Source organism: Phenylobacterium sp. (genome assembly GCF_036264965.1).
Lineage (GTDB): Bacteria > Pseudomonadota > Alphaproteobacteria > Caulobacterales > Caulobacteraceae > Phenylobacterium.
Genome location: NZ_DATAPY010000020.1, coordinates 1 through 24,294, shown reverse-complemented (window position 1 = coordinate 24,294; position 24,294 = coordinate 1). Strand labels below are relative to the sequence as shown.

Sequence of the window (24,294 nt, the reverse complement as noted above, 5' to 3'; positions counted from 1 at the left end):
ATGCTGCGCATCGGCTATGCGGTGCAGGGCTCCGACGCCAAGGCGTCCGCCAACACCGAGCGGCTGGAAAAGCTGGGCGCGAAGGTCTTCATCGGCCACGACGCCGACCACATCGACGGGGCCTCGGCGGTCGTCTTCACCAGCGCCGTCAAGCCCGACAACCCGGAGCTCGCCGCCGCCCGCGCCCGCCGCATCCCGCTAGTGCGCCGCGCCGAGATGCTGGCTGAGCTGATGCGCCAGCAGCACTCGGTGGCGGTGGGCGGCACGCACGGCAAGACCACCACCACCTCGATGGTCGCGGCCCTGCTGGACGCCGGCGGCCTGGACCCGACGGTGGTCAACGGCGGGATCATCAACGCCTACGGCACCAATGCGAAGGTCGGCGCCGGCGACTGGATCGTGGTCGAGGCCGACGAGAGCGACGGCACCTTCCTGAAGCTGAACGGCACCGTCGCGGTGGTCACCAACATCGATCCCGAACACCTGGACCACTACGGCGACTTCGACGCCGTGAAGAAGGCCTTCCGCGACTTCGTGGAGAACATCCCCTTCTACGGCTTCGCCGCCATCTGCACCGACCATCCGGAGGTCCAGCAGATGTCGGCGCGCGTCGAGAACCGGCGGCTGGTCACCTACGGGGTCAATCCGCAGGCGGAGGTTCGCGCCGAGAACCTGACCATGGGCCCCGACGGTTGCCGGTTCGATGTGGTGATCCATCCGCATGAGGGCGAGACGATCCGCTACGACGACTTGCACTTGCCGATGGCGGGGCACCACAATGCGATGAACGCCCTGGCCGCTATCGCCGTCGCCCGTGAGCTGTCCGTCAGCGCGGAGGATATCCGCAAAGGCCTGGCCGGCTTCGGCGGCGTGCGGCGGCGGTTCACCACCACCGGCGTCGCCAATGGCGTGCGGATCATCGACGACTATGGCCACCACCCGGTGGAGATCGCCTCGGTGCTCAAGGCCGCGCGGGCGGTGACCGAGGGCCGGGTGATCGCGGTCGTCCAGCCGCACCGCTATTCGCGGCTCGCCGATCTGTTCGACGAGTTCTGCAGCTGTTTCAACGACGCCGACGTGGTGATCGTGGCCGACGTCTATGCGGCCGGCGAAGCGCCCTTGCCCGGCGTCGACCGGGACGCCCTGGTCGAGGGCCTGCGCCGCTATGGCCACCGCCGGGTGATCGCCCTGGACGCTCCGGCCGACCTTCCGCGCCTCATCCGCGAGGAGGCCAGGAGCGGCGATCTGGTGGTGCTGCTGGGGGCCGGCGACATCACCGCCTGGTCCTACGCCCTGCCGGAGCAGCTCACGAACATGGCTGCCGAATGAGCTGGAAGGACCACCTGCCGACGGTCCGCGGCAAGCTGCTGTTCGACGAGCCGCTCGGCCCCTTCACCTGGCTGCGGGTCGGCGGACCCGCCGAGGTCCTGTTCCTGCCGGCCGACCACCTGGACCTGAGTGATTTCCTCCAAGGGCTGCCGCCGGACGTTCCGGTGACCGTGTTGGGCGTCGGGTCCAACCTGATCGTGCGCGACGGCGGTCTCGACGGCGTCGCGATCCGCCTCGCTGGCCGGGATTTCGCCGCCATCGACGTCGAGGCGCAAGAGCACCGCATCGCCTGCGGCGCCGGCGCGCTGGACGCCGCGGTCGCCCGGGCCTCGGCCAAGGCGGGGATCGCGGGGCTCGAGTTCTACGCCGGAATTCCCGGCTCGATCGGCGGCGCGCTCACCATGAACGCCGGCTGTTATGGGATGGAGACCAAGGACGTCCTCGTCGCGGCCTGGGGCTACGACCGGGCCGGCGAGATGCGCTCGTTCGCCGTCGAGGACTTCGGATACAGCTACCGGCACAGCGAGGTCCCGCCGGGGATCATTTGGGTCCAGGCGTTCTTCCAGGGGCGGCCGGACGATCCGTCCGCCATCGCTGCGCGCATCGGCGAGATCACCACGCGCCGCGAGCAGACGCAGCCGATCCGCGAGAAGACCGGGGGCTCGACCTTCAAGAACCCGCCCGGCCACTCTGCCTGGAAGCTGGTCGACGAGGCCGGCTGGCGCGGCAAACCTTACGGTGGGGCCATGTTCTCGCCGCTGCACGCCAACTTCCTGATCAACGGCGGCGAGGCCACGGCCTCTGATCTGGAGGGCCTCGGCGAGGCGGTGCGGGCCGACGTCAAGGCCAAGCTCGGCGTCGATCTCGAATGGGAGATCAAGCGGATCGGCCGCGCGCCGGACGCCTGATCCGCCCAGCCCTTGACCCTGGCCGCGCCACGGGCCACGGCGTTGCCGACGCCACGCACATCAGCCCTTGAGTCGACCCCATGACTGCGCCTCTCTCCGGACATCACGTCGCCGTCCTGCTGGGCGGGCTTTCGTCGGAGCGCGAGGTGAGCCTGGTCTCGGGCCGCGAGTGCGCCGACGCCCTGGAACGGCTGGGCGCCAAGATCAGCCGCGTCGACGCCGGGCGCGACCTGGCCCAGGTGCTGAGCGCGCTCAAGCCCGACGTCTGCTTCAACGCCTTGCACGGCGAGTGGGGCGAGGACGGCTGCGTGCAGGGCGTGCTGGAGACCCTGGGCGTGCCCTACAGCCATTCCGGCGTCCTGGCCTCGGCGCTCGCCATGGACAAGGCCAAGGCCAAGGCGGTGCTGGCCGCGGCGGGCGTGATCGTCCCCGGCGGCGGCCTCTTCAACCGCTTCGAAGCGGCGGCCGCCCACGTCATGGCGCCGCCCTATGTGGTCAAGCCGAACGCGGAAGGATCCTCCGTCGGGGTGTTCCTGGTGTTCGAGGGCGCCAACCGCCCGCCGCAGGAGATCGTGGCCCCGTCCTGGACCTTCGGCGAGGAGGTGATGATCGAGCCCTACATCGCCGGACGCGAGCTCGCCGTGGGCGTCATGGACGGCAAGGCCATGACCGTCACCGACATCATCCCGCGCACAGGATTTTATGACTACGAAGCCAAGTACGCCGATGGCGGATCGACGCATGTCGTGCCGGCCGATCTTCCGCCTCATGTCTTTGAAAAAGCGCTGAGAATGAGCGAAATGGCGCATGCCGCCCTGGGGTGTCGGGGGATTACCCGGTCCGACCTGCGTTATGACGATGTTAACGACGTTCTGGTCCTCCTTGAGGTCAACACCCAGCCCGGCATGACGCCCACTTCGCTCGTCCCAGAGCAGGCGGCTCAGCAGGGCGTGGATTTCGACCGTTTGGTGCTTTGGATCACGGAGGACGCGTATGCCCGCGGCGGTGCGGGGGGGATCGCGAGCTAGGGCGAAACCCTCACCCAAGACGGCGCCGAAGGCGGCGCGTCCGGCGACCGCGGCCCGCCGCGCGCCGGTCGCTGAGCATCGCGGACTTTCGCCCCGGGTGGCCCTGATCGCCGCCGTCGCCGTCCTGGCGCTGGCCTTGGGCGTGACGCTCGCCACCGGCCATCGCGGCCAGCGCCTGGCCGCCAACGTCGGCTCCGGGATCGACAACCGCTTCGGCGCGGCGGGCTTCCGGCTGAAGACCATCGAGGTCCAGGGCGCCTCGCCCATGGCCACCGCCGACATCGTCAAGGCCGCCGGGGTCTACCAGAACGAGCCGTTGCTGGGCCTCAACCTCGCTACCCTGCGCAGGAATGTCGAGCAGGTGGGCTGGGTGAAGGAAGCGCGCGTCGCGCGCCTGCTGCCCGACACCCTGGTGGTTTCGGTGGTCGAACACCGCCAGCTCGCCGTCTGGCAGCACGCCGGGCGCCAGTTCGTCATCGACGACCACGGCCAGGTGATCAAGGAGGCCGATCCGGCCCGCTTCGCCAAGCTGCCGCTGGTGGTGGGCGAGGGCGCCGCGAGCCACGCGCCGGAGATCCTGCCGGTCATCGCCCAGCGTCCGCGGCTGATCGGCCAGATGGACGCCCTGGTGCGTGTCGATGACCGTCGCTGGGACATCCGCATGCGCGACGGCTCGCTGATCCAGCTGCCGGCCGACGGCGTCGACGGCGCCCTGATGCAGCTGGAGCGCCTCGACCAGCGCTCGCGCATCCTCGAACTCGGTTTCGACCGCATCGACCTGCGCAATCCCGACGTGGTCTCCGTGCGCCCCCGCGCCGTCCAGGCCCTGCAGTCGCAATCCCTCACCTCGCCCGCCGGGGCGAGGCTCTGACGTAGATGGAAGATCCGTGGATGTTGAAGCTGGCGAACCGAGCCGAAGCCCCGACCGAAGAGCGCAGGTTCGCCCCGAGCCACGAGGGACAGACCAGGTCGTCGGGGCGCAAGGACGGCCGCGAGGGGCTGAAGGCGGCGCTGGTGCGTCCGCCGGTGGTCGCCGCCGTCGATCTCGGCGCGGCCAAGGTCGCCTGTTTCATCATGAAGCCCGAGGGCGTCCGTAAGGGTGATCGCACCCTGACCACCGCCGGCGTCGGCTACGTCCAGTCGCGTGGCATCCGCGGCGGCGCCATCGTCAACCTGGATGAGGCCTCCGAGGCTATCGCCCAGGCCGTGGAGCGGGCCGAAAACGTGGCCGGCGTCAACGTCCAGGGCGTCACCGTCGCCACCGCCGGCGGCCAGCTCACCTCCAACCGCGTCGCCGGCCGGGTCTCCATCGGCGCGCGGCCGATCAGCGACAACGACCTGGTGCGCGCCATCAGCCACGCGCTGGCCCAGATCAAGCTGCCGGGCCGCCGGGCCGCGCACATCCTGCCGATCGCCTGGAGCGTCGACGGGCAGGGCGGCGTCCGCGACCCCCGCGCCATGTTCGGCCGCACGCTGGGCGTCGAGCTCCTGGTGGTCTCGGTCTCCGAAGCCGTGTTCCAGACCCTCGGCGCCTGCGTCGAGCGCGCCCACCTGCAGTTCGACGGCGTGGTCGCCGCGCCCTTCGTCTCGGCCCTGGCCGCGCTGGAGGAGGACGAGATGGACCTGGGCTCGGTCTGCATCGACATGGGCGGCGGCTCGACGAGCGCCGCGGTGTTCAATTCTGGCTCCCTGGTCCACGTCGAGACCGTGCCGGTCGGCGGCCAGCACGTGACCCAGGACATCGCCCGCGGGCTCTCCACCTCCATCGCCGGCGCCGAGCGGATCAAGACCCTGCATGGCTCGGCCATCGCCTCCGCCAACGAGGACCGCGAGATGATCGAGGCGCCGCCGCGCGGCGACGACCCCGGTGCCGGCCCGGTGATCGCGCCGCGCAGCCTGTTGAAGGGCATCATCGCGCCCCGCGTGGAAGAGACCCTCGAACTGCTGCGCGACCGGCTGAAGGCGTCGGGCGCACCCATCGAGGCCGGGGCCGGCCTGGTGCTGACCGGCGGCGCGAGCCAGCTGGCCGGGGTGCGGGAGGTGGCCGTGCGCGTGTTCGACCGCCCCGTGCGTCTGGGCCGTCCGCGCCGCGTGCCGCACCTGGCCGACGCCGCCTCAGGCCCGGCCTTTACCGCCGCGGCGGGTATCCTGCATCGTTCCGCCTTCGGCCCGCGCGAGGCGGTCAGCGCCAAGGCGCTCGCCTCCGCCAAGCTGCGCCGCGAGCCGCTCGACCCGCGCGCCAATCCCGTGGCCAAGGCCGCATCCTGGCTGCGCGACAACCTCTAGGTCAGGCGTCGACCGAGGCCGCCACGACCATCTCGGCGATGGCCTGCTTCAGCGATATCGCGCCCCTCCGCGCGCTGGCGCCGCGGTCGGGAAAATCGATCCAGCCTTGGTTGAAGCCGTCGACCATCTGGATGCGCGGCAGCGGGTTCTGCATGCCCTCAGCCCGGAAGATCGCCTCCCACCGTTCGCGGGGAATGGCCTCCACGCGAACCGGACGGCCCAGGGCTTCGGCGAGGGCCTGCGCGATGGCGTTGGATGTCACCCGTTCGGCTTCCAGCTCGACCACCCGATGTCCGGTCCACGTCTCGCCCATCAGTTCGGCCGCCACCCGGCCCACGTCCGAGGCGGAGATCATCGGCACGGGGTGATCGAGCGGCTGGAGGTAGCTCTGGATGGTCCCCAGGTCCCGTGCGGCCGCAACGTCCCACGCGGCGTTTTCCATGAACCAGGCCGCTCTCAGGAACGCCACCGGCATCGGCAGGTCTTCCAGCGCACGTTCGAGAAGCCCCAGTTGGTTCAACAGATTGGGCCGCTCGCAGTCGGCGCCGACCGTCGAAAGCGCCACGACCCGCCGCAGCCGGGATCCGTCGAGCGCTTGCCTCAGCTTCGCGATCATCGCCCTGGCCTCAGGGAAACCCGGTGAAGGATCGAACATGGGCGGCAGCATGACGAAGGCGGCCTCGGCCCCGGCGAAGGCCGCCGCCATCCTGTCCGCATCGTCCAGATCGGCGACCGCGACCTCGCATCCCCGTTCAGCCCAGGGCGCGCCCTTGGCGGCGTCGCGGACCACCGCGCGCACCGGCTTGTCGGCCGCCAGCAGGGTCCGCGCCACAGCGCCGCCCACCTTGCCGGTAACTCCCATCACCACGTTCATGATCAGCTCCTTTGTCTGTGCGCCTCCTATGCCACGCATCGATTGCTGACTTGAGCGCCGACATGTCATGGTACTCCTGCGTGCGAAGCAGGAATTGGCATGACCTATGACGGACGGCTGCTGGCGGGGGTGACGGTCTTGGTCGCGGTGGTCGAGGCCGGGACCTTCGCGCGGGCTGGGCAGGCGCTCGGCCTTTCGGCCTCAGGCGTCAGCCGGGCGGTTTCCCGATTGGAGGCGCGGGTCGGGGTCCGGCTGCTGGAGCGCACCACACGCTCGTTGCATCTCACGGACGAGGGGCGGCGGTTCTACGATCAGGTCAATCCGCACCTCGCAGGCATCGAGGAGGCGGCCACCGAAGCCGCCGGGGCGGTCGGCGCCGTCCGTGGACGGTTGCGCGTCAACGTCGACGCCTTCTTCTCGCGGGTCGTCCTGGCACGCCATCTGGCCGACTTCCTGGCGCGCTATCCTGACCTGTCGCTGGAGATGATCACCCGCGATTCCCTCGGTGACCTGGTGGCCGACGGTTTCGACCTGGCGGTCCGCTTCGGCGAGCCGCGCCCCGGGAACCTGATCGTGCGCAAGCTGCTGGAGACCCGCATCCTGACGGTCGCCGCCCCGGCCTATATCGCCGCGCACGGACGCCCGGCCGAACCCACCGACGTGGCCCGGCACGCCTGCATCGACTTCTACGACACGGCGAGCGGGCGGCCCTACGACTGGGAGTTCCGCCGGGGCGGCGAGGTGCTGCCGGTGCCGATCGCCGCGCGGCTGCTGGTGTCCGATCCGGACACCATGCTGGGCGCCTGCCGGGCCGGCGCCGGCGTCGCCCAGATCCTGGCGCTGGGAACCCAGCATCTGATCGAGAGCGGCGTCCTGGTGGACCTTTTCCCCGAGTGGTCCGACGAGCGGTTTCCGCTTTACGCGCTCTATCCCTCGCGGCGGCACCGCGCCGCCAGGGCCAGCGCCTTCGTCGATTTCTGCCTGGAAGTCCTCGCCCGGCCGCAGGTCGACGACGCCGTTGGCGGCCTGACGCAGGGTTAACCCGCGCCCGAGGCGAGGCTTAACGACCTATCCCCGGGTTCCACAGGCGAGTCCAATCGCCGCAGCCGCCGGCTGATTCGGCTTACGCCTTGTGACGCAAGGGGATTTTTCCGCAATGGCGCCGCTCGACGGGCTCGCGACTCACGGTATGCGGTTAACGCTCGATTAAGAATGTCGGCGCGTACTTAACGCTTAGTTACGAAGCGGTCGGCGGGGGGTTCGCCGTCACGCTCCGGCCGCAAATTCAGAAGGACGCAGGGGTCCCATGACTATCGCTCTTTCAGCGCCGCGCGCGACAGAACTGAAGCCGCGGATCGTTGTGTTCGGCGTCGGCGGCGCCGGCGGCAACGCGGTCAACAACATGATTGAGGCCGGGCTGGAAGGCGTCGAGTTCGTCGTCGCCAACACCGACGCCCAGCAGCTGCAGTTCGCCAAGACCGAGCGCCGCGTGCAGCTCGGCGTCCTGGCGACGCAAGGGCTCGGCGCCGGCGCCCATCCCGAGATCGGCATGGAAGCCGCCGAGGAGAGCATCCCGGAAATCGGCGAGCATCTTGACGGCGCCCACATGGTGTTCATCACCGCCGGTATGGGCGGCGGCACGGGCACCGGGGCGGCCCCGATCATCGCCAAGTGCGCCCGCGAACGCGGAATCCTGACCGTCGGCGTGGTCACCAAGCCCTTCCACTTCGAGGGCCGCCACCGCATGCGCCTGGCCGACGCCGGCATCGCCGAGCTGCAGCGCTACGTCGACACCCTGATCGTCATCCCCAACCAGAACCTGTTCCGGGTCGCCAACGAGCGGACCACCTTCGCCGAAGCCTTCGGCATGGCCGACCAGGTGTTGCACTCGGGCGTGCGCTCGATCACCGACCTGATGGTGCTGCCGGGCCTGATCAACCTCGACTTCGCCGACGTCCGCACGGTGATGACCGAGATGGGCAAGGCGATGATGGGCACCGGCGAGGCGACCGGCGACGACCGCGCCCTGATGGCCGCCCAGAACGCCATCCAGAACCCGTTGCTCGACGAAGTGTCCCTGAAGGGCGCCAAGGCCGTGCTGGTGAACGTCACCGGCGGCCTCGACATGACCCTGCTGGAAGTCGACGAGGCGGCCAACGCCATCTCCGAGCAGGTTGATCCGGAAGCCAACATCATCTTCGGCGCGGCGTTCGACCCGTCGCTGGACGGCATGATCCGCGTGAGCGTGGTCGCCACCGGCATGGACGGCGCCTCGATCGCCGCCATCGAGCCCAAGCTCGAGCGCCGGCCGATGACCGCGCCGCCGCTGGTGATGTCCGAGCGTCCCGCGTCGGCGGAGGCCCCGGCCTACGCGCCGGCCGCCGAGCCGATCGCCGCTTCGGCATCTCTGGACGACGAGCAACCCGACCTCTACGCCGCCCCGCAGCCGGTCGCCTATCAGGCCGCGCCGGAGCCGGTGGTCGTGCGGCCGATCGCCCGCATCGTCGATCCGGCGGTGTCGGAACCGGCGGACGAGCCGCTGTTCGCCCAGCCGGCCTATGAGGAGCGCCGCCCCCGCGGCGGGTTCCTGAGCATCTTCGGCAGCCGTCCGCGCTACGACGCGCCGCAGCCGGCTGCGGCGCCCGCGCCACGCCCGGCGCCCAGCCGTGGCGGCGCGCTTCCGGCGGAAGCCGCAGCGCCCGAGGAAGAGGCCCATCAGGGCGAGGATCTGGAGATCCCGTCCTTCCTGCGCCGTCTCGCCAACTAGCTGAAAACCTTAAGTTTCAAACCTGCGCCGCGGCAGCCCGAAAAGGCTTCCGCGGCGCAGTCCGTTTTTGGACTCCGTTAACCGAAACATTGCGAAACAGGGTTTGTTTTGCTGCGGCGCACCAGGGGCATTAACCGCACCTGTGGCGCTCCTCGGTCAGCGGGGCTTGTTGCGCCCCAGTTCCAGGGAAGGTCCCAGCGTGGCGGCAGACGGTTTCCAGAGCGGCGCCTTCCAGCATACCGTCAAGACTCCGGCGCTATTCGCCGGCGTCGGCGTCCATACCGGTGAATACACCCAGGTCGCGGTCCATCCGGCCGGCTGCGACGCCGGCATCGTTTTCGTGCGCGCCGACATCACCGACCGCGACAACCGCGTGCCGGTCTCGCCGGAAGCGGTCTGCAAGACCCAGCTCGGCACGGTGATCACCAACGCCGCGGGCGCGACCGTGGCCACCATCGAACACCTGATGGCCGCCCTGGTCATGTCCGGCATCGACAACGCCATCGTCGAGCTCGACGGGCCGGAAATGCCGATCATGGATGGTTCGTCCTGGCCGTTCCTGAAAATCCTCGACCGCGCCGGGCGTAGACCCCAAGCGGCGGCCCGCAGGTTCATCGAGATCATCGACACCGTCGAAGTGGTCGACGGCGACAAGCGCGCCGCGCTGAAGCCGGCCATGCGCTTCGAGGTCGCCTTCGCCATCGAGTTCCCCACCGCCGTGATCGGCCGCCAGGAAATCGACCTGCCGATGGACGAGGCCGCCTTCCGCCGCGAACTGGCCGACTGTCGCACCTTCGGCTTCCTGCACGAGGTCGAGGCTTTGCGCGCCATGGGGCTCGCGCGGGGAGGCACCATGGAAAATTGTCTGGTGATCGAGGGCGACCGGGTCCTGAACCCCGAGGGCCTGCGCCGCCCCGACGAGTTCGTCCGCCACAAGGCGCTGGACGCCATCGGCGACCTCTATGTCCTGGGCGCGCCGATCCTCGGCCGATTCGAGGGCGAGCTGGCCGGCCACAGCATCAACAACCAGCTGGTCCGCGCTTTGGCGGCCCATCCCGAAGCCTACCGCGTCCGCACCTTCGCCGACGAAATCGCCGTCGCGGTCTGATTTCCACCACAGGTTCCCGCGTAGCGTCGTCGCAGGCTTTCTGCGTTCGTTTGCGCGCCACAGTCCCTGGTGTAGAAGCTGTGTTCCGCGTGGGGGCGCGCGTCGGTCTTTTGAGGTGAAGGTGCCTGTTTCTCGCAATCTGGGCGTAAGCCGTTCGTGGGCTCGCCCTGCGCTCATCGTCATCCTCTGCGGTCTGGCCCTGGCGGCCTGCGGTTCACGGCCGAAGCCGAAGCCGAAGCTGGCCTATGAGGAACGCCCGGTGGAGCTGCTCTATTCCACCGGCGCCGACCGCATGGACCACCACATGTGGGGCCAGGCCGTCGAGTACTTCCAGGAAGTCGAACGCCAGCACCCCTATTCGGAGTGGTCGCGCCGCGCGATCCTGATGCAGGCCTTCGCCCACTATCAGGCCAACGACTATGACGAGGCGATCGCCGACGCCGACCGCTTCATCTCGCTCTATCCGGGCAACCAGGCCGCCGCCTACGCCCACTATCTGAAGGCCGTCTGCTACTTCGAGCAGATCGTCGACGTGGGCCGCGACCAGGCCGCGACCGGCCAGGCCCTGGACAACCTGCGCGAGGTCACCACCCGCTATCCGCACACCGAATACGCGCTCGACGCCCGCCTGAAGATCGACATGGTCAACGACCAGCTGGCCGGCAAGGAAATGACCATCGGCCGCTGGTACCTGCGCCAGAACGACACCCTGGCCGCCATCAACCGCTTCAAGACCGTCACCGAACGCTACCAGACCACCAGCCACGCGCCGGAAGCCCTCTACCGCCTGGTGGAGGCCAACCTGACCCTGGGCCTGCTGGACGAGGCCAAGAAGGACGGCGCCGTGCTCGGCTACAACTATCCGGGCGAGGTCTGGTACCGCGACGCCTACGACCTCCTGACCTCCAAGGGCCTGCGCCCGCAGGAGATCCCGGCGGTGGTGTCCAAGCGCAGCGTGTTCCACGCGGCCTTCACCAAGGACAAGACCCGCACGGTCCTGCCGCCCGCCGCCGCCGGCCCGGACACCACCGCCGCCGCCATGGCCACCGCGAAGCCGAAGACCGATGCGGCGGCCGCGGCTCCGGCGCCGGCCGAGACGGCCACCGCGGATCAGCCGGCGAAGAAGAAGCGCAGCTTCTTCCACATCCCGTTCACCGGCGGGAAGCAGCCGGATGTCTCCGCGCCGCAGCCGGATCCGGATCCGACGCCGACCCGCTCGCCGCCGTCGTAGGGCGGCTTGGCCGCACCACGACCCGGGGGTTGGGCTCGTGGAGCCCGTGCGCGGCTAGTGGATGACCGTCGTGGGGGTGCGAAGCCAGGCTTCCTGGGTGATGGCGAGCATGGACGGGGCGTCGATGACGCCGATCGAGTCCCAGGTGAAGAGGGCGTAGCCGGGGTGGGCCCCGTTCACGCCCGCCGGGACCGGCACATGCAGTTTTCCGGCGAGCCAGGCCAGCGGTCCGTAGCCGCAGAGGCTGACGCAGTGGTCCTCGGCGGCGTCATGGTGATAGCCGGTGGCGAACCAGTTCTTGCCGCCATTCACGCTTCCGCCGGCGGCGTGCCAAGTCGCTTCAAGCTGGTTGGCGGCGACACCGATCTTCACCGGCCCTTCCCAGATCGCGTGGTTCAGGACGGCCGCGTTGGTCCAGTTCACCGACAGGATCGAGCCGTCATCATAGGTGTGCCCCGCCTGCACGAAGCCGCCGGTCTGCATCCACACCATGACTTCGTGCAGATTGGCGCCGTTGAGCACGCCGTGGGCGGAGGCCCAGGCGGTCACGGTGGCGTCAGGGACGAAGACCTCCGGCGCATTGCAGGCCTTGGCGAAGGCTTCCTCAGCGGTGACGCAGTCGCCGTCGTAGTAGTTGCCCCACATGGAGATCTGTTTGGGGATCCGGATGAACTCCGCTGGAGCCTTGCGTGGCGCGATGGCCGCGGCCTCAAGGCCTCCGGGCATATAGGGCATGGCCCCGGCGAGTAGATGACGTGGGGTAGGGGCGGCTCCGCGCTTGGGGCTGTTTTGCTCGCCGCCGGCGGCGGCGTGGGTGTCCGACATGTCGCTGTCCTCAGAGGAGTTGTGGGGAGAACGCGTACGGAAATACTGGCGGCCGTCTCACTTGGTCTTGGGCTTCGGCGCCTTGGGTGGGGCGTCTGGTACGAACGGCGTCGCTTCTTCAATGACCTCCTTCGGCGTCGGGATCGCGCCCCGCCGGGGTCCGGGAGGCCGATCGTCGGGCTTGTCGGGCGGTCTCATTTTGAGCCCCGGGAAACTGCACATGAGGATACACCCAAGGTGGTATGTGTAACAACTATAATTAGAGGTTGAGCGAGCGATCCGCTCCCTTGCCGTGGCGCCAAACGGTTGGCGATGGGAACAAAAAGTGATCAACTGCGTCGGCGGCCCTAGTTCCGGCCGCTGATTCTATGGCGTCGTTGGGTCATGCTGATCGGCCAATCATGCTGATAGGACTGTGGATCCGCGACGTGGTGCTGATCGAGGCCCTGGACCTGTCCATCGGGCCCGGCCTGACCGTGCTGACCGGCGAGACCGGGGCCGGCAAGTCGATCATCCTCGACGCCCTGGGCCTGGCGGTGGGCGCGCGGGCCGATGCGGGCCTGGTGCGCCGCGGCGCGGCCCAGGCGGCGGCCTCGGCGGTCTTCGCGCCCGCGCCCCACCATCCGGTCTGGGACCTGCTGGAAGACAAGGGCCTCTCCTACGCCCGCGACGAGGACCTGGTCCTGCGCCGGACCCTTAGCGCCGACGGCCGCAGCCGCGCCTTCGTCAACGACCAGGCGACCGGCGTCGGCGTGCTGAAGGAGGTCGGCGAGGCCCTGCTGGAGGTGCATGGCCAGCACGAGACCGTGGGCCTCCTGGACGCGCGCACCCACCGCCCGTTGCTGGACGCATTCGGGGCCTTAAGCGGCCTGGCCGAGGCGGTGGCCGGCCGCTGGCGCGGCTGGCGCGCGGCCCGCGAGCAGGTGGAGGCCTTCCGCGCCGAGGTCGCCCGCGCCGACGCCGAGACCGAGGAGCTGACCCTGCGCCTGGCCGAGCTCGACCGGCTCGACCCGCGCGAGGGCGAGGAGACGGAGCTGGCCGAGGAACGCGCCATCCTCGGCGCCTCGGAAAAGGCCCTGGCCGATATCGGCGGCGCGCGGGAAGTGTTCGAGGGACTGTCGGCCCGCGTTGCCGGCGCGGTCCGGGCGTTGAGCCGCGCGCACGAGCGCGCCCTGCTGGCCGGCGCGGCCGAGACGGGGACCGCCGTGAAGCGGCTGACGGACGCATCTTCGGCCCTGGACCGGGTGCTGATCGAAGCGGCGGAAGCCGAGGCCGCCATCGACGCCGCGGCCGAGGCCTTCGACTTCGAACCCGACCGCCTGGAAAAGGCCGAGGAGCGGCTGTTCGATCTGCGCGGCCTCGCCCGCAAGCTGCAGGTCAGCGTCGAGGAGCTGCCGCTGCTCCGCGCCCGGTTCGCCGAGCGGCTGCGTGCGGTGGAGACCAGCGGCGATGCGCTACGGGCCGCCGAGGCCGCACTGGCCGAGGCCCGCAAAGGCTATCTCGCCGTCGCCGCCGAGCTCTCCGCGGCCCGCGCCGCGGCGGGCGAACGCCTTGCCGCGGCGGTGATGGGCGAGCTGACCCCGCTGAAACTCGACAAGGCGCGCTTCCGCGTGGCCGTGGACGCCCTGGCCGAAGACAAGGCGGGCCCAAGTGGCCTCGACCGCGTGGCCTTCGAGATCGCCACCAATCCCGGCGCGCCGTTCGGCGATTTAGGGGCGATCGCGTCCGGCGGCGAACTGGCCCGCTTCGCGCTGGCGTTGAAGGCGGCGCTGGCCGGCCGCTCCGGCGGGCCGCAGCCGCTGATGATCTTTGACGAGGTCGATCAGGGCGTGGGCGGCGCGGTGGCCGACGCCGTCGGCCTGCGCCTGAAGCGGCTGGCCGGTGAAGCCCAGGTGCTGGTGGTGACCCACTCTCCGCAGGTCGCCGCCCGCGGCGACGCCCACTGGCGCATCGCCAAGGCCGGGGAGGGCGACCGGCTGCGCACAACGCTGGAAGACCTCTCCGCCACCGAGCGCGAGGAGGAGATCGCCCGCATGCTCGCCGGCGCGCAAATCACCGACGCTGCCCGCGCCGCCGCCCGGGCGCTGATCGGGGCGTGAAACTCTTCCTTTCCCGCGCAGCGGGAGAGGGGGACCGCCCGCCGAAGAGCGGGTGGTGGAGAGGGTAAGCCACCGCATGGACTCCAACGCATCGCTCAAGATCGTCAAGCGCGCGCGGGCTCTCCGGAAGGCCATGACCGAGCCCGAAGTCATGCTCTGGTCCAAACTCAAGGGACGCGGACGCGGCCAACCAATTTTCCGGCGGCAATTCGCCTATGAGTCGATGATCTTCGATTTCTACCGCTCGGCGGCGAAGTTGGCGGTCGAGATCGACGGGTCAATGCATTGGCCGGCCGAAAAGCGCGCGAAGGACGAGGCGCGGGATCGGTGGTTGGCTCGACGCGGGATTGAAGTCCTGCGGATCGGCGCGGGCGCGGTCTATCAGGACCTTGGAGGGGCGGCCGATGCGGTGGTCCTGCGAGCCTTGGCGCTGATCGAGAGCCACGGATAGGCCGGGGGTGAGGCTGGCCCTCTCCACCACCCGCTCTTTGGCGGGCGGTCCCCCTCTCCCGCTGCGCGGGAAAGGAAGGCATATGTTCGCGGCATGACCACGAACGTCGCTGACCTCACCCCCGACGAAGCCGCCGCCGAGCTGGCGCGGCTGGCCGAGGAGATCGCCGGGCATGACATCCGCTACCATCAGCAGGATGCGCCGACGATTTCGGACGGCGACTACGACGCGCTGAAACGGCGCAACCTGGAGATCGAGGCGCGGTTTCCCGAGCTGGTGCGCGAGGACTCACCCTCGCTGAGGGTCGGCGCCGCGCGGGCGGCACAGTTCTCGCCCGTCACCCATGGCGTGCCGATGCTCAGCCTCGACAACGCCTTCGCCGACGAGGAGGCGATCGAGTTCGACGCCCGCATCCGGCGTTTCCTGCGCCTGGGGGCCGGTGACCTGGTGGCCTACACGGCCGAGCCGAAGATCGACGGCCTCAGCTGCTCGATCCGCTACGTGAAGGGCCAGCTGGTCCAGGCCGCCACCCGCGGCGACGGCCGGGTCGGCGAGGACGTTACCGCCAATGTGCGGACCATCGCCGACGTGCCGAAGACGCTCTCGGGGACCGGCTGGCCCGACGAGATCGAGGTGCGCGGCGAGGTCTATCTCCGCCACGATGCCTTCGCCGCCCTGAACGCCGCCGCCGCCGAGGCCGGCCAGAAGACCTACGCCAATCCGCGCAACGCCGCGGCCGGATCGCTGCGCCAGATCGACCCGAAGATCACCGCCTCCAGGCCGCTCAGCTTCTTCGCCTATGCCTGGGGCATCCACTCCGCGCCGTTCGCCGACACACAGTGGGAGGCGCTCGGCAAGCTCGCGGCCTGGGGCTTTTCGACCACCCCGCAGAGCGAGCGGGTGGAGAACGCCCAGGGGCTGCTCGACGCCTACGGCCGTATGGAGGCGATCCGACCGCACCTCGCCTATGACATCGACGGCGTGGTCTACAAGGTCGACCGCCTGGACTGGCAGCAGCGCCTGGGCTTCGTCACCCGCACCCCGCGCTGGGCCATCGCGCGAAAGTTCCCGGCCCAGCGGGCGCGCACCGTCCTGGAGGCCATCGATATCCAGGTGGGCCGCACCGGGGCGGTCACCCCGGTGGCGCGGCTGCTGCCGGTGACGGTCGGCGGCGTGGTGGTCGAGAACGCCACCCTGCACAATGCCGACGAGATCGCGCGCCTGGACGCTCGCGTGGGCGACACGGTGATCCTGCAGCGCGCCGGCGACGTGATCCCGCAGATCGTCTCGGTGGTGCTGGAGGAGCGGCCGAAGGACGCCCAGCCCTTCGCGTTCCCGACCCGTTGCCCGTGCCCGCTGCATACCGAGATCGTGCGCGAGACCACCGCGGCCGGGGCGGCGACCGTGGTGCGCCGCTGCTCCGGGGAGTTCGCCTGCCCGTTCCAAAAGCTCGCCCACCTGCGCCACTTCGTGTCGCGCCGCGCCTTCGACATCGAGGGCCTGGGCGAGAAGCAGCTCACCATCTTCACCGAACGCGGCTGGATCGAGGCCCCCGCCGACATCTTCCGCCTGCACGAGAAGCGCGCGGAAATCCTCGAGCTGGAACGCTTCGGTGAAACCAGCGTCGGCAACCTGCTGGAGAGTATCGACGCCCGCCGCGACATCGCGCTCGACCGCTTCATCTATGGCCTCGGCATCCGCCATATCGGCGAGACCACCTCGCTGGCGCTGGCCCGGCATTTCGAAACCGTGGAGGCCTTCGTGAGCACGGCCAAGGCGGCGTCCGAACAGATGGCCGGCCCGATGTTCGCCGAGCTCTCCGACCTCGACGGCCTGGGCCCCACGGCGGTGGAGGCGGTGCTGGCCTTCGCCCGCGCCCGCCAACCGCTGCTGATCCCGCCGGAGATCTCCCTGGAGGAACACCTGCGGCTGGCGATCCCCAAGCTCAACACCAAGGCCCGCGCGGCGCTGGCGGCGCGCTTCGGCGACTGGGCGAGCTTCGAGGCCGCGGCGCTCCAGGCCGCCGCCGAGACGCCGGGCGAGGCCTTCATCGAGGTCGCCTCGACCGACGCCGTGGGCGTGGTCGCCGCCCGGATGATCGCGGAGTTCTTTGGCGAGGACCACAACCGCGCCCTGGTCGACAACCTGCTGGCCGAACTTCGGGTGATCCCCGCCGAGCGGCCGAAGACCGACACGGCCGTGGCCGGCAAGACCGTCGTCTTCACCGGCGCCCTGGAGAAGATGACCCGCGACGAGGCCAAGGCCCAGGCCGAGGCCCTGGGCGCCAAGGTCTCCGGCTCGGTGTCGAAGAAGACCGACCTGGTGGTGGCCGGCCCCGGCGCGGGCTCGAAACTGGCCGAGGCCGCCAAGCTCGGCGTCCAGGTGATTACCGAGGATGAGTGGCTTCAGATGGTCGGCAACTGACTCTCTACCGCTCATCCCGGCGAAGGCCGGGACCCAGATGGAATAGCTCGGCGGCTGCCTCTCCGGTCCGCCACGCCGCCGCCCTGGCGCGTGGCGCCGGACTCGCGCGATGGTCGCCATCACGCGTCAGGAGCAGCGGATGTCGGAGCGGAACCCCTTGGGATGGCGCAGGTGGCTGGGGCCGTTCGGCCCGCGGCCGCGCCTGGCGATCGGGACGCTCGTCGGGGTCGCCGTCGGTGTGGCGCTGCTGGCGTTTCCGCAGATGGGGTCTTCCACGCGCCTGATCCTGGCCTGGGACGCCCTGTCGCTGACCTTCATGGGCACGATGTTCCACGCCGTCCTGCAGCACGGACCCAACGAGATCCGCGCCCAGGCGTCGATCGACGACGAGGGGCGCGGCGTGATCCTGGCCCTGGTGCTGATCGCCTCGGCGGCCAGCGTCTGGGCGGTGGGCGTGGAGCTGTCGATCGCCAAGGAGGCGCACGGGGTCCTGATGCGGGGCGTGCACATCATCCTGGCCTTCGTGACCGTCGTCGCCTCATGGCTGATGGTGCAGATGATCTTCGCCCTGCACTACGCGCACGAATGGTACGGCGTGGACGAGGACGACGGCGCGGCCGACGCCGAGGGCATCGAGTTCCCAGGGCACGAGGTCCCCGACTACTGGGATTTCCTGTATTTTTCGACGGTGATCGGGGTGGCCTGCGCCACGGCCGACGCGAATATCACGTCCAAGGGCCTGCGCCGGCTGGCGATGATCCACGGCATGGTGGCCTTCGCCTTCAATACGATCATCGTCGCCCTCACCATCAACCTGACGGCGGGGTTGTTCTGATCAGGTAGCGACCTCCCCGGCCGCGAGGACCGGGGAGGCGCTGAAAGAGGACTAGTCGTTGACGCGCAGGTTGGTCGCCGACGTCTTGCCGCTGCGACGGTCCGCTTCGAGGTCGTAGGCGACGTGCTGGCCTTCGTTCAGGCCGCGCAGGCCGGCCTGCTCAACCGCCGAGATATGCACGAACACGTCCTGGCCGCCGTCTTCGGGCTGGATGAAGCCGAAACCCTTGGTCGGGTTGAACCACTTCACCGTGCCCGCGCCGACGCCGGCGGGGTCGCCCGCCGGACGTCCGCCGCCGCCGCCGCCGCCGCCGCCGAAGCCGCCGCCGCGAGGACGGTCAAAGCCGCCGCCGCCGCCGCGCGGGCGATCGAAGCCGCCGCCACCGCCGCCGCCGTTGCGCGGGGGCGCCGCGCCCTGGCCGGTGACGACCAGCTGGCCCGCCGAAAGCTTGCCGGACCGTCGGTCCTGCTCGAGTTCGAAGTTGACCAGGTCGCCTTCATTCAGGCCGCGGAGGCCTGCCTGCTCGACTGCTGAAATGTGGACGAAGACGTCGCTTCCGCCGTCGTCCGGTTGGATGAAACCAAAGCCCTTAGCGGTATTGAACCACTTGACCGTGCCGCTCGCCATTCGCCTGACCTAACCGAGATAGAGTGTCTCACCGCCTCCCCAACAGGAGACGCCCGGCCCCCCAGTCTGGCGGTCCGTGAAATGCTATGTAGCGGGCGAAATGCCGGTAGGCCAGCCGCCCCGTGACAGAACAGCGCAATCGGCCTATTGGAGCGCCCCTTCAATTGCTCTCCCAGACCCAGCGGCGACGCCCCCTTGAACAGCATCTGCATCTACTGCGGCTCGGCCGCCGGCAGCGATCCGGCCTTCCTGGAAGAGGCGGTCATCGCCGGGACCCTGATCGCGCAGCAGGGGCTGACCCTGGTCTACGGCGGCGGCAAGGTCGGGCTGATGGGCGCGGTGGCGGACGCGGCGCTGGCCGCCGGCGGCAAGGTGATCGGCGTGATGCCCGCCGACCTGGTCAGCCAGGAGATCGGCCACACCGGCCTCACCGAACTGCGCGTCGTCAACTCCATGCACGAGCGCAAGTGGGCCATGGCCGAGCTGGCCGACGGCTTCCTCTGCCTGCCGGGCGGGCCGGGGACCTTCGAGGAGATCTTCGAGCAATGGACCTGGGCCTTGCTGGGGTTCCACGCCAAGCCCTGCGGCTTCGTCAATGTCCACGGCTACTACGACCCGATGCGCCAGACCGTGCAGCAGATGGCCGACAAGGGCTTCCTCGCCCAACAGTACGTCGACATGCTGATCTATGCGGACACCACGGCTCAGGCGCTGGACGCCTTCCGCGCCTATGTCCCGCCGCCGCCCAAGTGGGGCGTGGCCCCGGTGGAGCAGCGTTACTAGGCGGGCCGGCCGGCGCGGGGAGCTGATTTCAGAATATTTCGCGTCTCCGGCGAAAAGCCACTAGGCGCCGAACCGCGTTAGGTTTTTATTAACCAGCATGGATCCGAACCTCGCCGTCCTGCTTGGGCTTATCGTCCCGACCGCGATCGTCGGCGCGCTGGTGGCCGTGCTGCTCAGCGAGCAGGTCCGCGAACGCGGCCTGTTCGGCGCCCTGCGCCGGGTGATCACCGGCGGCGGCCGTCGCAACCCCTACGGCCGGCTGCTCCGCTAGGCTGGGGTAGAAAGGCCCCCGGCTCGCGCCGAGGGCCCTGTTTTGCTCTCCCGATAGTCTATTGGCGGTCGACGCGGACCTGCGTCGACAGGCGATCCAGGCGCGCCTGCAGCATCGAGGTGTCGCGGTCGCTCAGACGGCCGTCGCCCCGCATATCGTTTTCCTGGCGGCGGATGTCGTTGAGGGTGCGCTCGGCGTCATTGGCTTCGCGGCGCGACAGGCTGCCGTCCGACCGGCCGTGGTCGATGCGGTCCTGCAGGCGGCTGATGCGCTGGTCCACGCCCATGGTGTTCACGTGGCTGGTGTAGGCCGCGTCGGAGGAATAGCCGGAGACGCCGGGAGGCGCCCCGTCGATCCATTCGCCCTGGCGGTCATAATAGCCGTAGGCCACAGCCCGGTCGGCGTGGTTGTCGTGCCAGCGGCCGTCGTTGTCGTAGTAGCCGTAGGCGTGGACGCAGTCGCGCGGACCCTTGGCCAGGTTGCTGCCGACCGCCGCGCCGGCGACGCCGCCGATGATCGTGCCGCCGGTCTTGCCGCCGTGGCTGGCGACCGCGTTGCCCAACAGGGCGCCGCCGATCGCGCCCAGCACGGTGCCGGTCGTGCGATTGGCGCTACGTTGTTCGCAGGTTTCCTGGGCCATGGCCAGGGACGGGATAAGGACCGCAGCGGCGATGCCGGCGGCCAACAGACGCTTACGCATGGAATTCCTCCTCAGTGAGAGATCGTATCCCTCGCTTCAATCAACAGAACGTCAGCCCAGGGTAGAGGTTCCGAAATGAACCGGAGTTGACTAGGGTCAGGCCCTCAGCAGGGGAGCGGTGAATGCGTGGATTAAAGGGTCTGGTCTTGGGTCTGTGCGCGGGGCTTTTCGCCGCCGCCGGCGCCGCGTCGGCCGCGCCGCCGCCGCTCGCGCCCCACGACTACGCGATCAAGGACTTCCATTTCCGCTCGGGCGAGACCCTGCCGGAGCTGAAGCTGCACTACTACACCCTGGGCCAGCCGAAGAAGGATGCGTCGGGCCAGATCACCAATGCGGTCTTGATCCTGCACGGCACCGGCGGATCGGGCCGCCAGTTCGCAGCCCCGCAGTTCGCCGACGTGCTGTTCGCGCCCGGCGGCCTGCTGGACCCGGCCAAATATTACCTGATCATGCCCGACGACATCGGCCACGGGGCGTCTTCCAAGCCGTCCGATGGGCTGCACATGCGTTTCCCGCACTACGACTACGCCGACATGGTCGAGGCCGAGCATGCCGTCGTCAGCCAGGCGCTGGGGGTGAAGCAGCTTCGCCTGGTGATGGGCACCTCAATGGGCTGCATGCACTCCTTCATGTACGCCGAGATGTATCCGGACGGGGCCAGGGCGGCGATGCCGCTGGCCTGCCAGACCGTCTCGTTGGGCGGCCGCAACCGCCTGTGGCGCGAGATGGCGATCACCTCGATCAAGGCCGATCCGGCCTGGCAAGGCGGCGACTACAAGGCCGAGCCTGAACTGGGCCTGCGCGGGGCGGAGAACCTGCTGATCCTGGCCGGCCAGTCCGCCTGGCCGATGCAGATCGCCATGCCCAAGGGCGAGCAGGTCGACGCCTGGTACGCCCAACAGCTGCCGCAACGGCTGAAGGACGCCGAGGCCAACGACCTGATCTACCAGCTGGAGGCCTCGCGCACCTATAACCCGTCGCCGGACCTGGAGAAGATCAAGGCGCCGCTGACCTGGGTGAACTCGTCGGACGACTTCATCAACCCGCCGGAGCTGGGCCTGGCCCAGACCGAGATCAAGCGGGTGAAGGGCGGCAAGTTCGTGCTGATCCCCTTCCGCCCCGACACCCACGGCCACGGCACCCACACCTGGGCGGTCTTCTGGCAGAACGACCTGGCGGACCTCCTGAAACGCTCAGGCGGCTGATGCCTTAGCGCACGTAGCTCGCGCCATTGATGTCGAGGACGGCGCCGGTCATCGACGGCGGCGCTTCGAGGGCCAGATAGGCCACCGCATTGGCCACTTCCTCGGGGTCGGCCACCTTGCCCAGGGGAATGTCGGCCAGCAGCTTCTCGCCGCCGCGGCTGGACAGGTAGTCCTCCGCCATGCCGGTCATGGTGAAGCCGGGGCAGACGCCGAAAGCGAGAATGCCTTCCCCCGCAAAGCCGCGGGCGATGGACTTGGTCATGGCCACCATGCCGGCCTTGGACGCCGCATAGTGCCAATGGGCAGGGGAATCTCCGCGGTAGGCCGCGCGGCTGGCCACATTGACGATTCGCCCGCCGCTCGCCCGCTCGCGCCAGTGCAGCACCGCGCGGCGGCAGAGGTCGGCGGAAGCCTGCAGGTTGATCTGCATCGTGCGGTCCCAGCCCGCTTGCCATTCGTCCGCCGGCGCGTCGACCGCCACCGGCTCGAAGACCCCGGCGTTGTTGATCAGCACGTCGATGCGCCCGTCCAGCCGCGCCAGCGCCGCGTCCCAAAGCGCGTCGGCCGCCCCGCGCGCGGCCAGGTCGGCGCCGATGACGCCCGGCCCGTCCGCACGGCCGTGGCCCACGAAGCTGACGGCCTTGGCGCTCAGCGCGTCTGCGATCGCCGCGCCGATGCCGCGCGTGGAGCCGGTGACGAGGATGTGGGGCGTGTCGGTCATGCCGCTCTCGTAGAGCGCGTCAGGGTCAAGTGGAAGCCGGTTGACCCGTCCGACGCGCTCGAAACTTTTGAAGATCGACCCTTCTTGCCCGGTTCAGGTGTTGCCACCTGAACCGGGAAGGGTCGAACGGCCCGCGGCCGCGTCGCCCAGCCCAAATGGCGCCCACCGATTCAGCGCCTTTGCGACTGTCGCGCCCGCGCGACGCGATGGAGTCGCCTCCGCGCCCCGACCGGTGCATGATCGGGCGTCGGCGAACCGCCGGCGAGGCATGGTCCGGCAGCGGGCGTCTGGGGGTTCGAGGTGCATATTCTGGCCCTGGCTTTGGCCGCCGTGGTCGGCGCGGCCCATCCGGCGCCCGGCGTCGCCGGCGGCGCGAGCCCGTCGGCGGACGCGACCTGGACCGAGACCCGGGACGGCGAGGCGCCGCCGGCGCCCGGCACCCGCTTCAAGTGCCAGGACGGCGCCGACCTGGTCGCCCACTTCGACACCCGAGGGCCGCGGCTGATCGCGGTGGTGGACGCAGGCGACGGCCCGCACGCCCTGCCGATCCGCCCCTGGGACGGCGGCCCGGTGCAGCTCACCTGGAGCGACGGGACCCGCACGCTCACCTGGAGCCCCGGCGTGCAGATCATGTGGATGGAGGGCGGCGTCCACCGCATGTGCGGCCGCGAGGGCCACCACCACTGAGCCTGCGCCCGCGTCGAAGGACAAGGCGCGGCGGCCCCTCACGCCTGCCCCAGGCGTGGCTCTGTCCCCGCCAGCAGCCGCTGGATGTTGGCGCGGTGGCGCACGATCACGTAGACGCCGCCCGCGATCACCAGCAGCCGATAGGGCAAGGGTTGCTCCAAGCCGCAGATGAGCCCGATCGCGGTCACCGCGCCCAGCATCGAACTCAGGGAAACAATCCGGAAAACCGCCAGCACCACGGCCACGACCGCCGCGGCGCCCAGACCGACGGGCCAGGACAGCGCCAGCAAGACGCCGAGCCCCGTCGCCGCGGACTTGCCGCCCGTGAAATTCAGCCAGATCGAACGACTGTGCCCCACCAACACGGCCAGTCCGGCCAAGCAGACCGCCCAAGGCGTCAAGGTCTGCAGATCGAGCGCCGCCGGCGGCGTGACGGATGGCAGGCCATAGAGCCAGGGATAGAACCACCGGGCGAACAGGATCGCCGCCACGCCCTTCAGCAGATCCACCAGGACCACCACCAGCGCAGGCCATTTCCCCAGGGTCCGCAGGACGTTCGTCGCCCCGGTGGACCCGGAGCCAAGCTCTCGGATATCGACGCCCTTCAGCAGCTTCCCCGCCAGATAGCCCGTGGGCGTGGACCCGAGCAGATAGGCGATCGCCACGCCGGCCACGCTCGCGATCCAGAAGACCATGGGCTTCACCTCGGCGCTCCGATTTCAGGCGCTGGCTCCGCGCCTGGGCCGCGGGGCGCGCAAGTCACTTGGCTTTGGGTTGCCAGAGCTCGATCTTGGTGCCGTCAGGATCGAGTATCCAGGCGAACTTGCCGGTCGGGCCACCGTCTTCGGTCTTGAGGACAGTCACCCCTTTCTCCTTCAGGCGGGCGAGAAAAGCGTCCAAGTCGTCGACGGCGAAGTCGATCATGAACTCGCGCGTGGACGGGACCATGTAGTCGGTCGTGCTCGGCAAGGCGTTCCAAACGACAACCGGCGGATGCCCGGGCGCATCGTACTTCAGCGTCGCGCCGCCCCAGGGTTCGAGCGGGATGCCGAGCACGTCGCGATACCAGCGGGCCAAGGCCTTGGGGTCTTTGCTCTTAAGGAAAATTCCCCCGACACCCGTGATGCGGCCGACC

The 24,294-nt window shown here is 69.6% G+C and carries 23 protein-coding genes and 2 pseudogenes; 17 read left to right on the top strand and 8 right to left on the bottom strand.

Translation table 11 applies throughout. From position 1 onward, the window contains the following. The 5 genes from murC to ftsA all read left to right on the top strand — a co-directional run. Positions 1–1,329: UDP-N-acetylmuramate--L-alanine ligase (gene murC / locus VHS75_RS01805; RefSeq protein WP_329636890.1), on the top strand; the 1,329-nt coding region annotated here is incomplete at its 5' end. Beyond that, positions 1,326–2,237 carry a UDP-N-acetylmuramate dehydrogenase gene (murB, locus tag VHS75_RS01800; RefSeq protein ID WP_329636889.1) on the top strand — a complete coding sequence of 304 codons (912 nt, stop codon included), beginning with the start codon at positions 1,326–1,328 and terminating at the stop codon, positions 2,235–2,237. The genes murC and murB, both read left to right, overlap by 4 nt. A gap of 80 nt (positions 2,238–2,317) precedes the next feature. Then, on the top strand, positions 2,318–3,265 hold the full coding sequence (locus VHS75_RS01795; RefSeq protein ID WP_329636888.1) for a D-alanine--D-alanine ligase: 948 nt from the start codon (positions 2,318–2,320) through the stop codon (positions 3,263–3,265). 97 nt (positions 3,266–3,362) lie between these two features. Next, positions 3,363–4,136 carry a cell division protein FtsQ/DivIB gene (locus tag VHS75_RS01790; RefSeq protein WP_329636887.1) on the top strand — a complete coding sequence of 258 codons (774 nt, stop codon included), beginning with the start codon at positions 3,363–3,365 and terminating at the stop codon, positions 4,134–4,136. A gap of 20 nt (positions 4,137–4,156) precedes the next feature. Beyond that, on the top strand, positions 4,157–5,551 hold the full coding sequence (gene ftsA / locus VHS75_RS01785; protein ID WP_329636886.1) for a cell division protein FtsA: 1,395 nt from the start codon (positions 4,157–4,159) through the stop codon (positions 5,549–5,551). A 1-nt stretch (position 5,552) separates the two neighbouring features. On the opposite strand, the gene VHS75_RS01780 is transcribed toward ftsA, so the two are convergent. Beyond that, positions 5,553–6,425 carry an NmrA family NAD(P)-binding protein gene (locus VHS75_RS01780; RefSeq protein WP_329636885.1) on the bottom strand — a complete coding sequence of 291 codons (873 nt, stop codon included), beginning with the start codon at positions 6,423–6,425 and terminating at the stop codon, positions 5,553–5,555. Between the two features lie 99 nt (positions 6,426–6,524). Between VHS75_RS01780 and VHS75_RS01775 the strand changes: the two genes are divergently transcribed. The 4 genes and pseudogenes from VHS75_RS01775 to VHS75_RS01760 all read left to right on the top strand — a co-directional run. Beyond that, positions 6,525–7,466, top strand: a complete 942-nt coding sequence (locus VHS75_RS01775; RefSeq protein WP_329636884.1) for a LysR family transcriptional regulator — start codon at positions 6,525–6,527, stop codon at positions 7,464–7,466. 265 nt (positions 7,467–7,731) lie between these two features. After that, the gene (gene ftsZ, locus VHS75_RS01770) at positions 7,732–9,192 is read left to right on the top strand and encodes a cell division protein FtsZ (RefSeq protein WP_329636883.1); all 1,461 of its coding nucleotides are present in this window, start codon (positions 7,732–7,734) and stop codon (positions 9,190–9,192) included. A 199-nt stretch (positions 9,193–9,391) separates the two neighbouring features. Continuing rightward, positions 9,392–10,300 carry a UDP-3-O-acyl-N-acetylglucosamine deacetylase gene (lpxC, locus tag VHS75_RS01765; RefSeq protein WP_329636882.1) on the top strand — a complete coding sequence of 303 codons (909 nt, stop codon included), beginning with the start codon at positions 9,392–9,394 and terminating at the stop codon, positions 10,298–10,300. Between the two features lie 175 nt (positions 10,301–10,475). Continuing rightward, positions 10,476–11,306 (top strand): annotated as a pseudogene (locus tag VHS75_RS01760) (outer membrane protein assembly factor BamD); the annotation flags it as partial. Positions 11,307–11,585: 279 nt separating this feature from the next. Here VHS75_RS01760 and VHS75_RS01755 read toward each other — a convergent pair. Beyond that, a complete protein-coding gene (locus VHS75_RS01755) occupies positions 11,586–12,356 on the bottom strand; it encodes a hypothetical protein (RefSeq protein ID WP_329636881.1) in 771 nt (256 codons plus the stop codon). Positions 12,357–12,757: 401 nt separating this feature from the next. On the opposite strand from VHS75_RS01755, the gene recN reads away from it, so the two are divergent. The 4 genes from recN to VHS75_RS01735 all read left to right on the top strand — a co-directional run bounded on the left by recN (position 12,758) and on the right by VHS75_RS01735 (position 18,165). Beyond that, complete coding sequence (gene recN / locus VHS75_RS01750; protein WP_329636880.1) at positions 12,758–14,455, top strand: DNA repair protein RecN; 1,698 nt, start codon at positions 12,758–12,760, stop codon at positions 14,453–14,455. A gap of 76 nt (positions 14,456–14,531) precedes the next feature. Continuing rightward, complete coding sequence (locus VHS75_RS01745) at positions 14,532–14,906, top strand: endonuclease domain-containing protein (RefSeq protein ID WP_329636879.1); 375 nt, start codon at positions 14,532–14,534, stop codon at positions 14,904–14,906. 93 nt (positions 14,907–14,999) lie between these two features. Then, entirely contained in the window at positions 15,000–17,330 is a 2,331-nt protein-coding gene (gene ligA / locus VHS75_RS01740) for an NAD-dependent DNA ligase LigA (protein ID WP_329636878.1), read from the top strand. Positions 17,331–17,469: 139 nt separating this feature from the next. Beyond that, a complete protein-coding gene (locus VHS75_RS01735; RefSeq protein WP_329636877.1) occupies positions 17,470–18,165 on the top strand; it encodes a DUF1345 domain-containing protein in 696 nt (231 codons plus the stop codon). A gap of 51 nt (positions 18,166–18,216) precedes the next feature. On the opposite strand, the gene VHS75_RS01730 is transcribed toward VHS75_RS01735, so the two are convergent. Then, positions 18,217–18,414 (bottom strand): cold-shock protein, encoded by a 198-nt coding sequence (locus VHS75_RS01730; RefSeq protein WP_293372453.1) that lies wholly within the window; start codon positions 18,412–18,414, stop codon positions 18,217–18,219. 180 nt (positions 18,415–18,594) lie between these two features. Next, a pseudogene (locus tag VHS75_RS01725) lies at positions 18,595–18,792 on the bottom strand (cold-shock protein); the annotation flags it as partial. A 195-nt stretch (positions 18,793–18,987) separates the two neighbouring features. Here VHS75_RS01725 and VHS75_RS01720 point away from each other — a divergent pair. Further along, entirely contained in the window at positions 18,988–19,575 is a 588-nt protein-coding gene (locus VHS75_RS01720) for a TIGR00730 family Rossman fold protein (RefSeq protein ID WP_329636876.1), read from the top strand. 97 nt (positions 19,576–19,672) lie between these two features. Continuing rightward, on the top strand, positions 19,673–19,846 hold the full coding sequence (locus tag VHS75_RS01715; protein WP_329636875.1) for a hypothetical protein: 174 nt from the start codon (positions 19,673–19,675) through the stop codon (positions 19,844–19,846). A gap of 58 nt (positions 19,847–19,904) precedes the next feature. Here VHS75_RS01715 and VHS75_RS01710 read toward each other — a convergent pair whose 3' ends face one another. After that, entirely contained in the window at positions 19,905–20,546 is a 642-nt protein-coding gene (locus VHS75_RS01710) for a glycine zipper 2TM domain-containing protein (protein ID WP_329636874.1), read from the bottom strand. A gap of 122 nt (positions 20,547–20,668) precedes the next feature. Between VHS75_RS01710 and VHS75_RS01705 the strand changes: the two genes are divergently transcribed. Next, positions 20,669–21,751: an alpha/beta fold hydrolase gene (locus VHS75_RS01705; protein ID WP_329636873.1), complete on the top strand. Its 1,083-nt coding sequence runs from the start codon at positions 20,669–20,671 to the stop codon at positions 21,749–21,751. A gap of 4 nt (positions 21,752–21,755) precedes the next feature. Here the strand turns inward: VHS75_RS01705 and VHS75_RS01700 are convergent, their stop codons facing one another. Next, positions 21,756–22,472: an SDR family oxidoreductase gene (locus VHS75_RS01700; RefSeq protein WP_329636872.1), complete on the bottom strand. Its 717-nt coding sequence runs from the start codon at positions 22,470–22,472 to the stop codon at positions 21,756–21,758. 300 nt (positions 22,473–22,772) lie between these two features. Here VHS75_RS01700 and VHS75_RS01695 point away from each other — a divergent pair, with 300 nt between their 5' ends. Further along, complete coding sequence (locus VHS75_RS01695; RefSeq protein WP_329636871.1) at positions 22,773–23,159, top strand: hypothetical protein; 387 nt, start codon at positions 22,773–22,775, stop codon at positions 23,157–23,159. A gap of 38 nt (positions 23,160–23,197) precedes the next feature. Here VHS75_RS01695 and plsY read toward each other — a convergent pair whose 3' ends face one another. Together plsY and VHS75_RS01685 are read right to left on the bottom strand one after the other, a co-directional pair. After that, positions 23,198–23,854 (bottom strand): glycerol-3-phosphate 1-O-acyltransferase PlsY, encoded by a 657-nt coding sequence (plsY, locus tag VHS75_RS01690; RefSeq protein WP_329636891.1) that lies wholly within the window; start codon positions 23,852–23,854, stop codon positions 23,198–23,200. Positions 23,855–23,918: 64 nt separating this feature from the next. After that, positions 23,919–24,294, bottom strand: a 376-nt coding sequence (locus VHS75_RS01685) for a VOC family protein (protein ID WP_329636870.1), incomplete at its 5' end; no start/stop codon positions are given.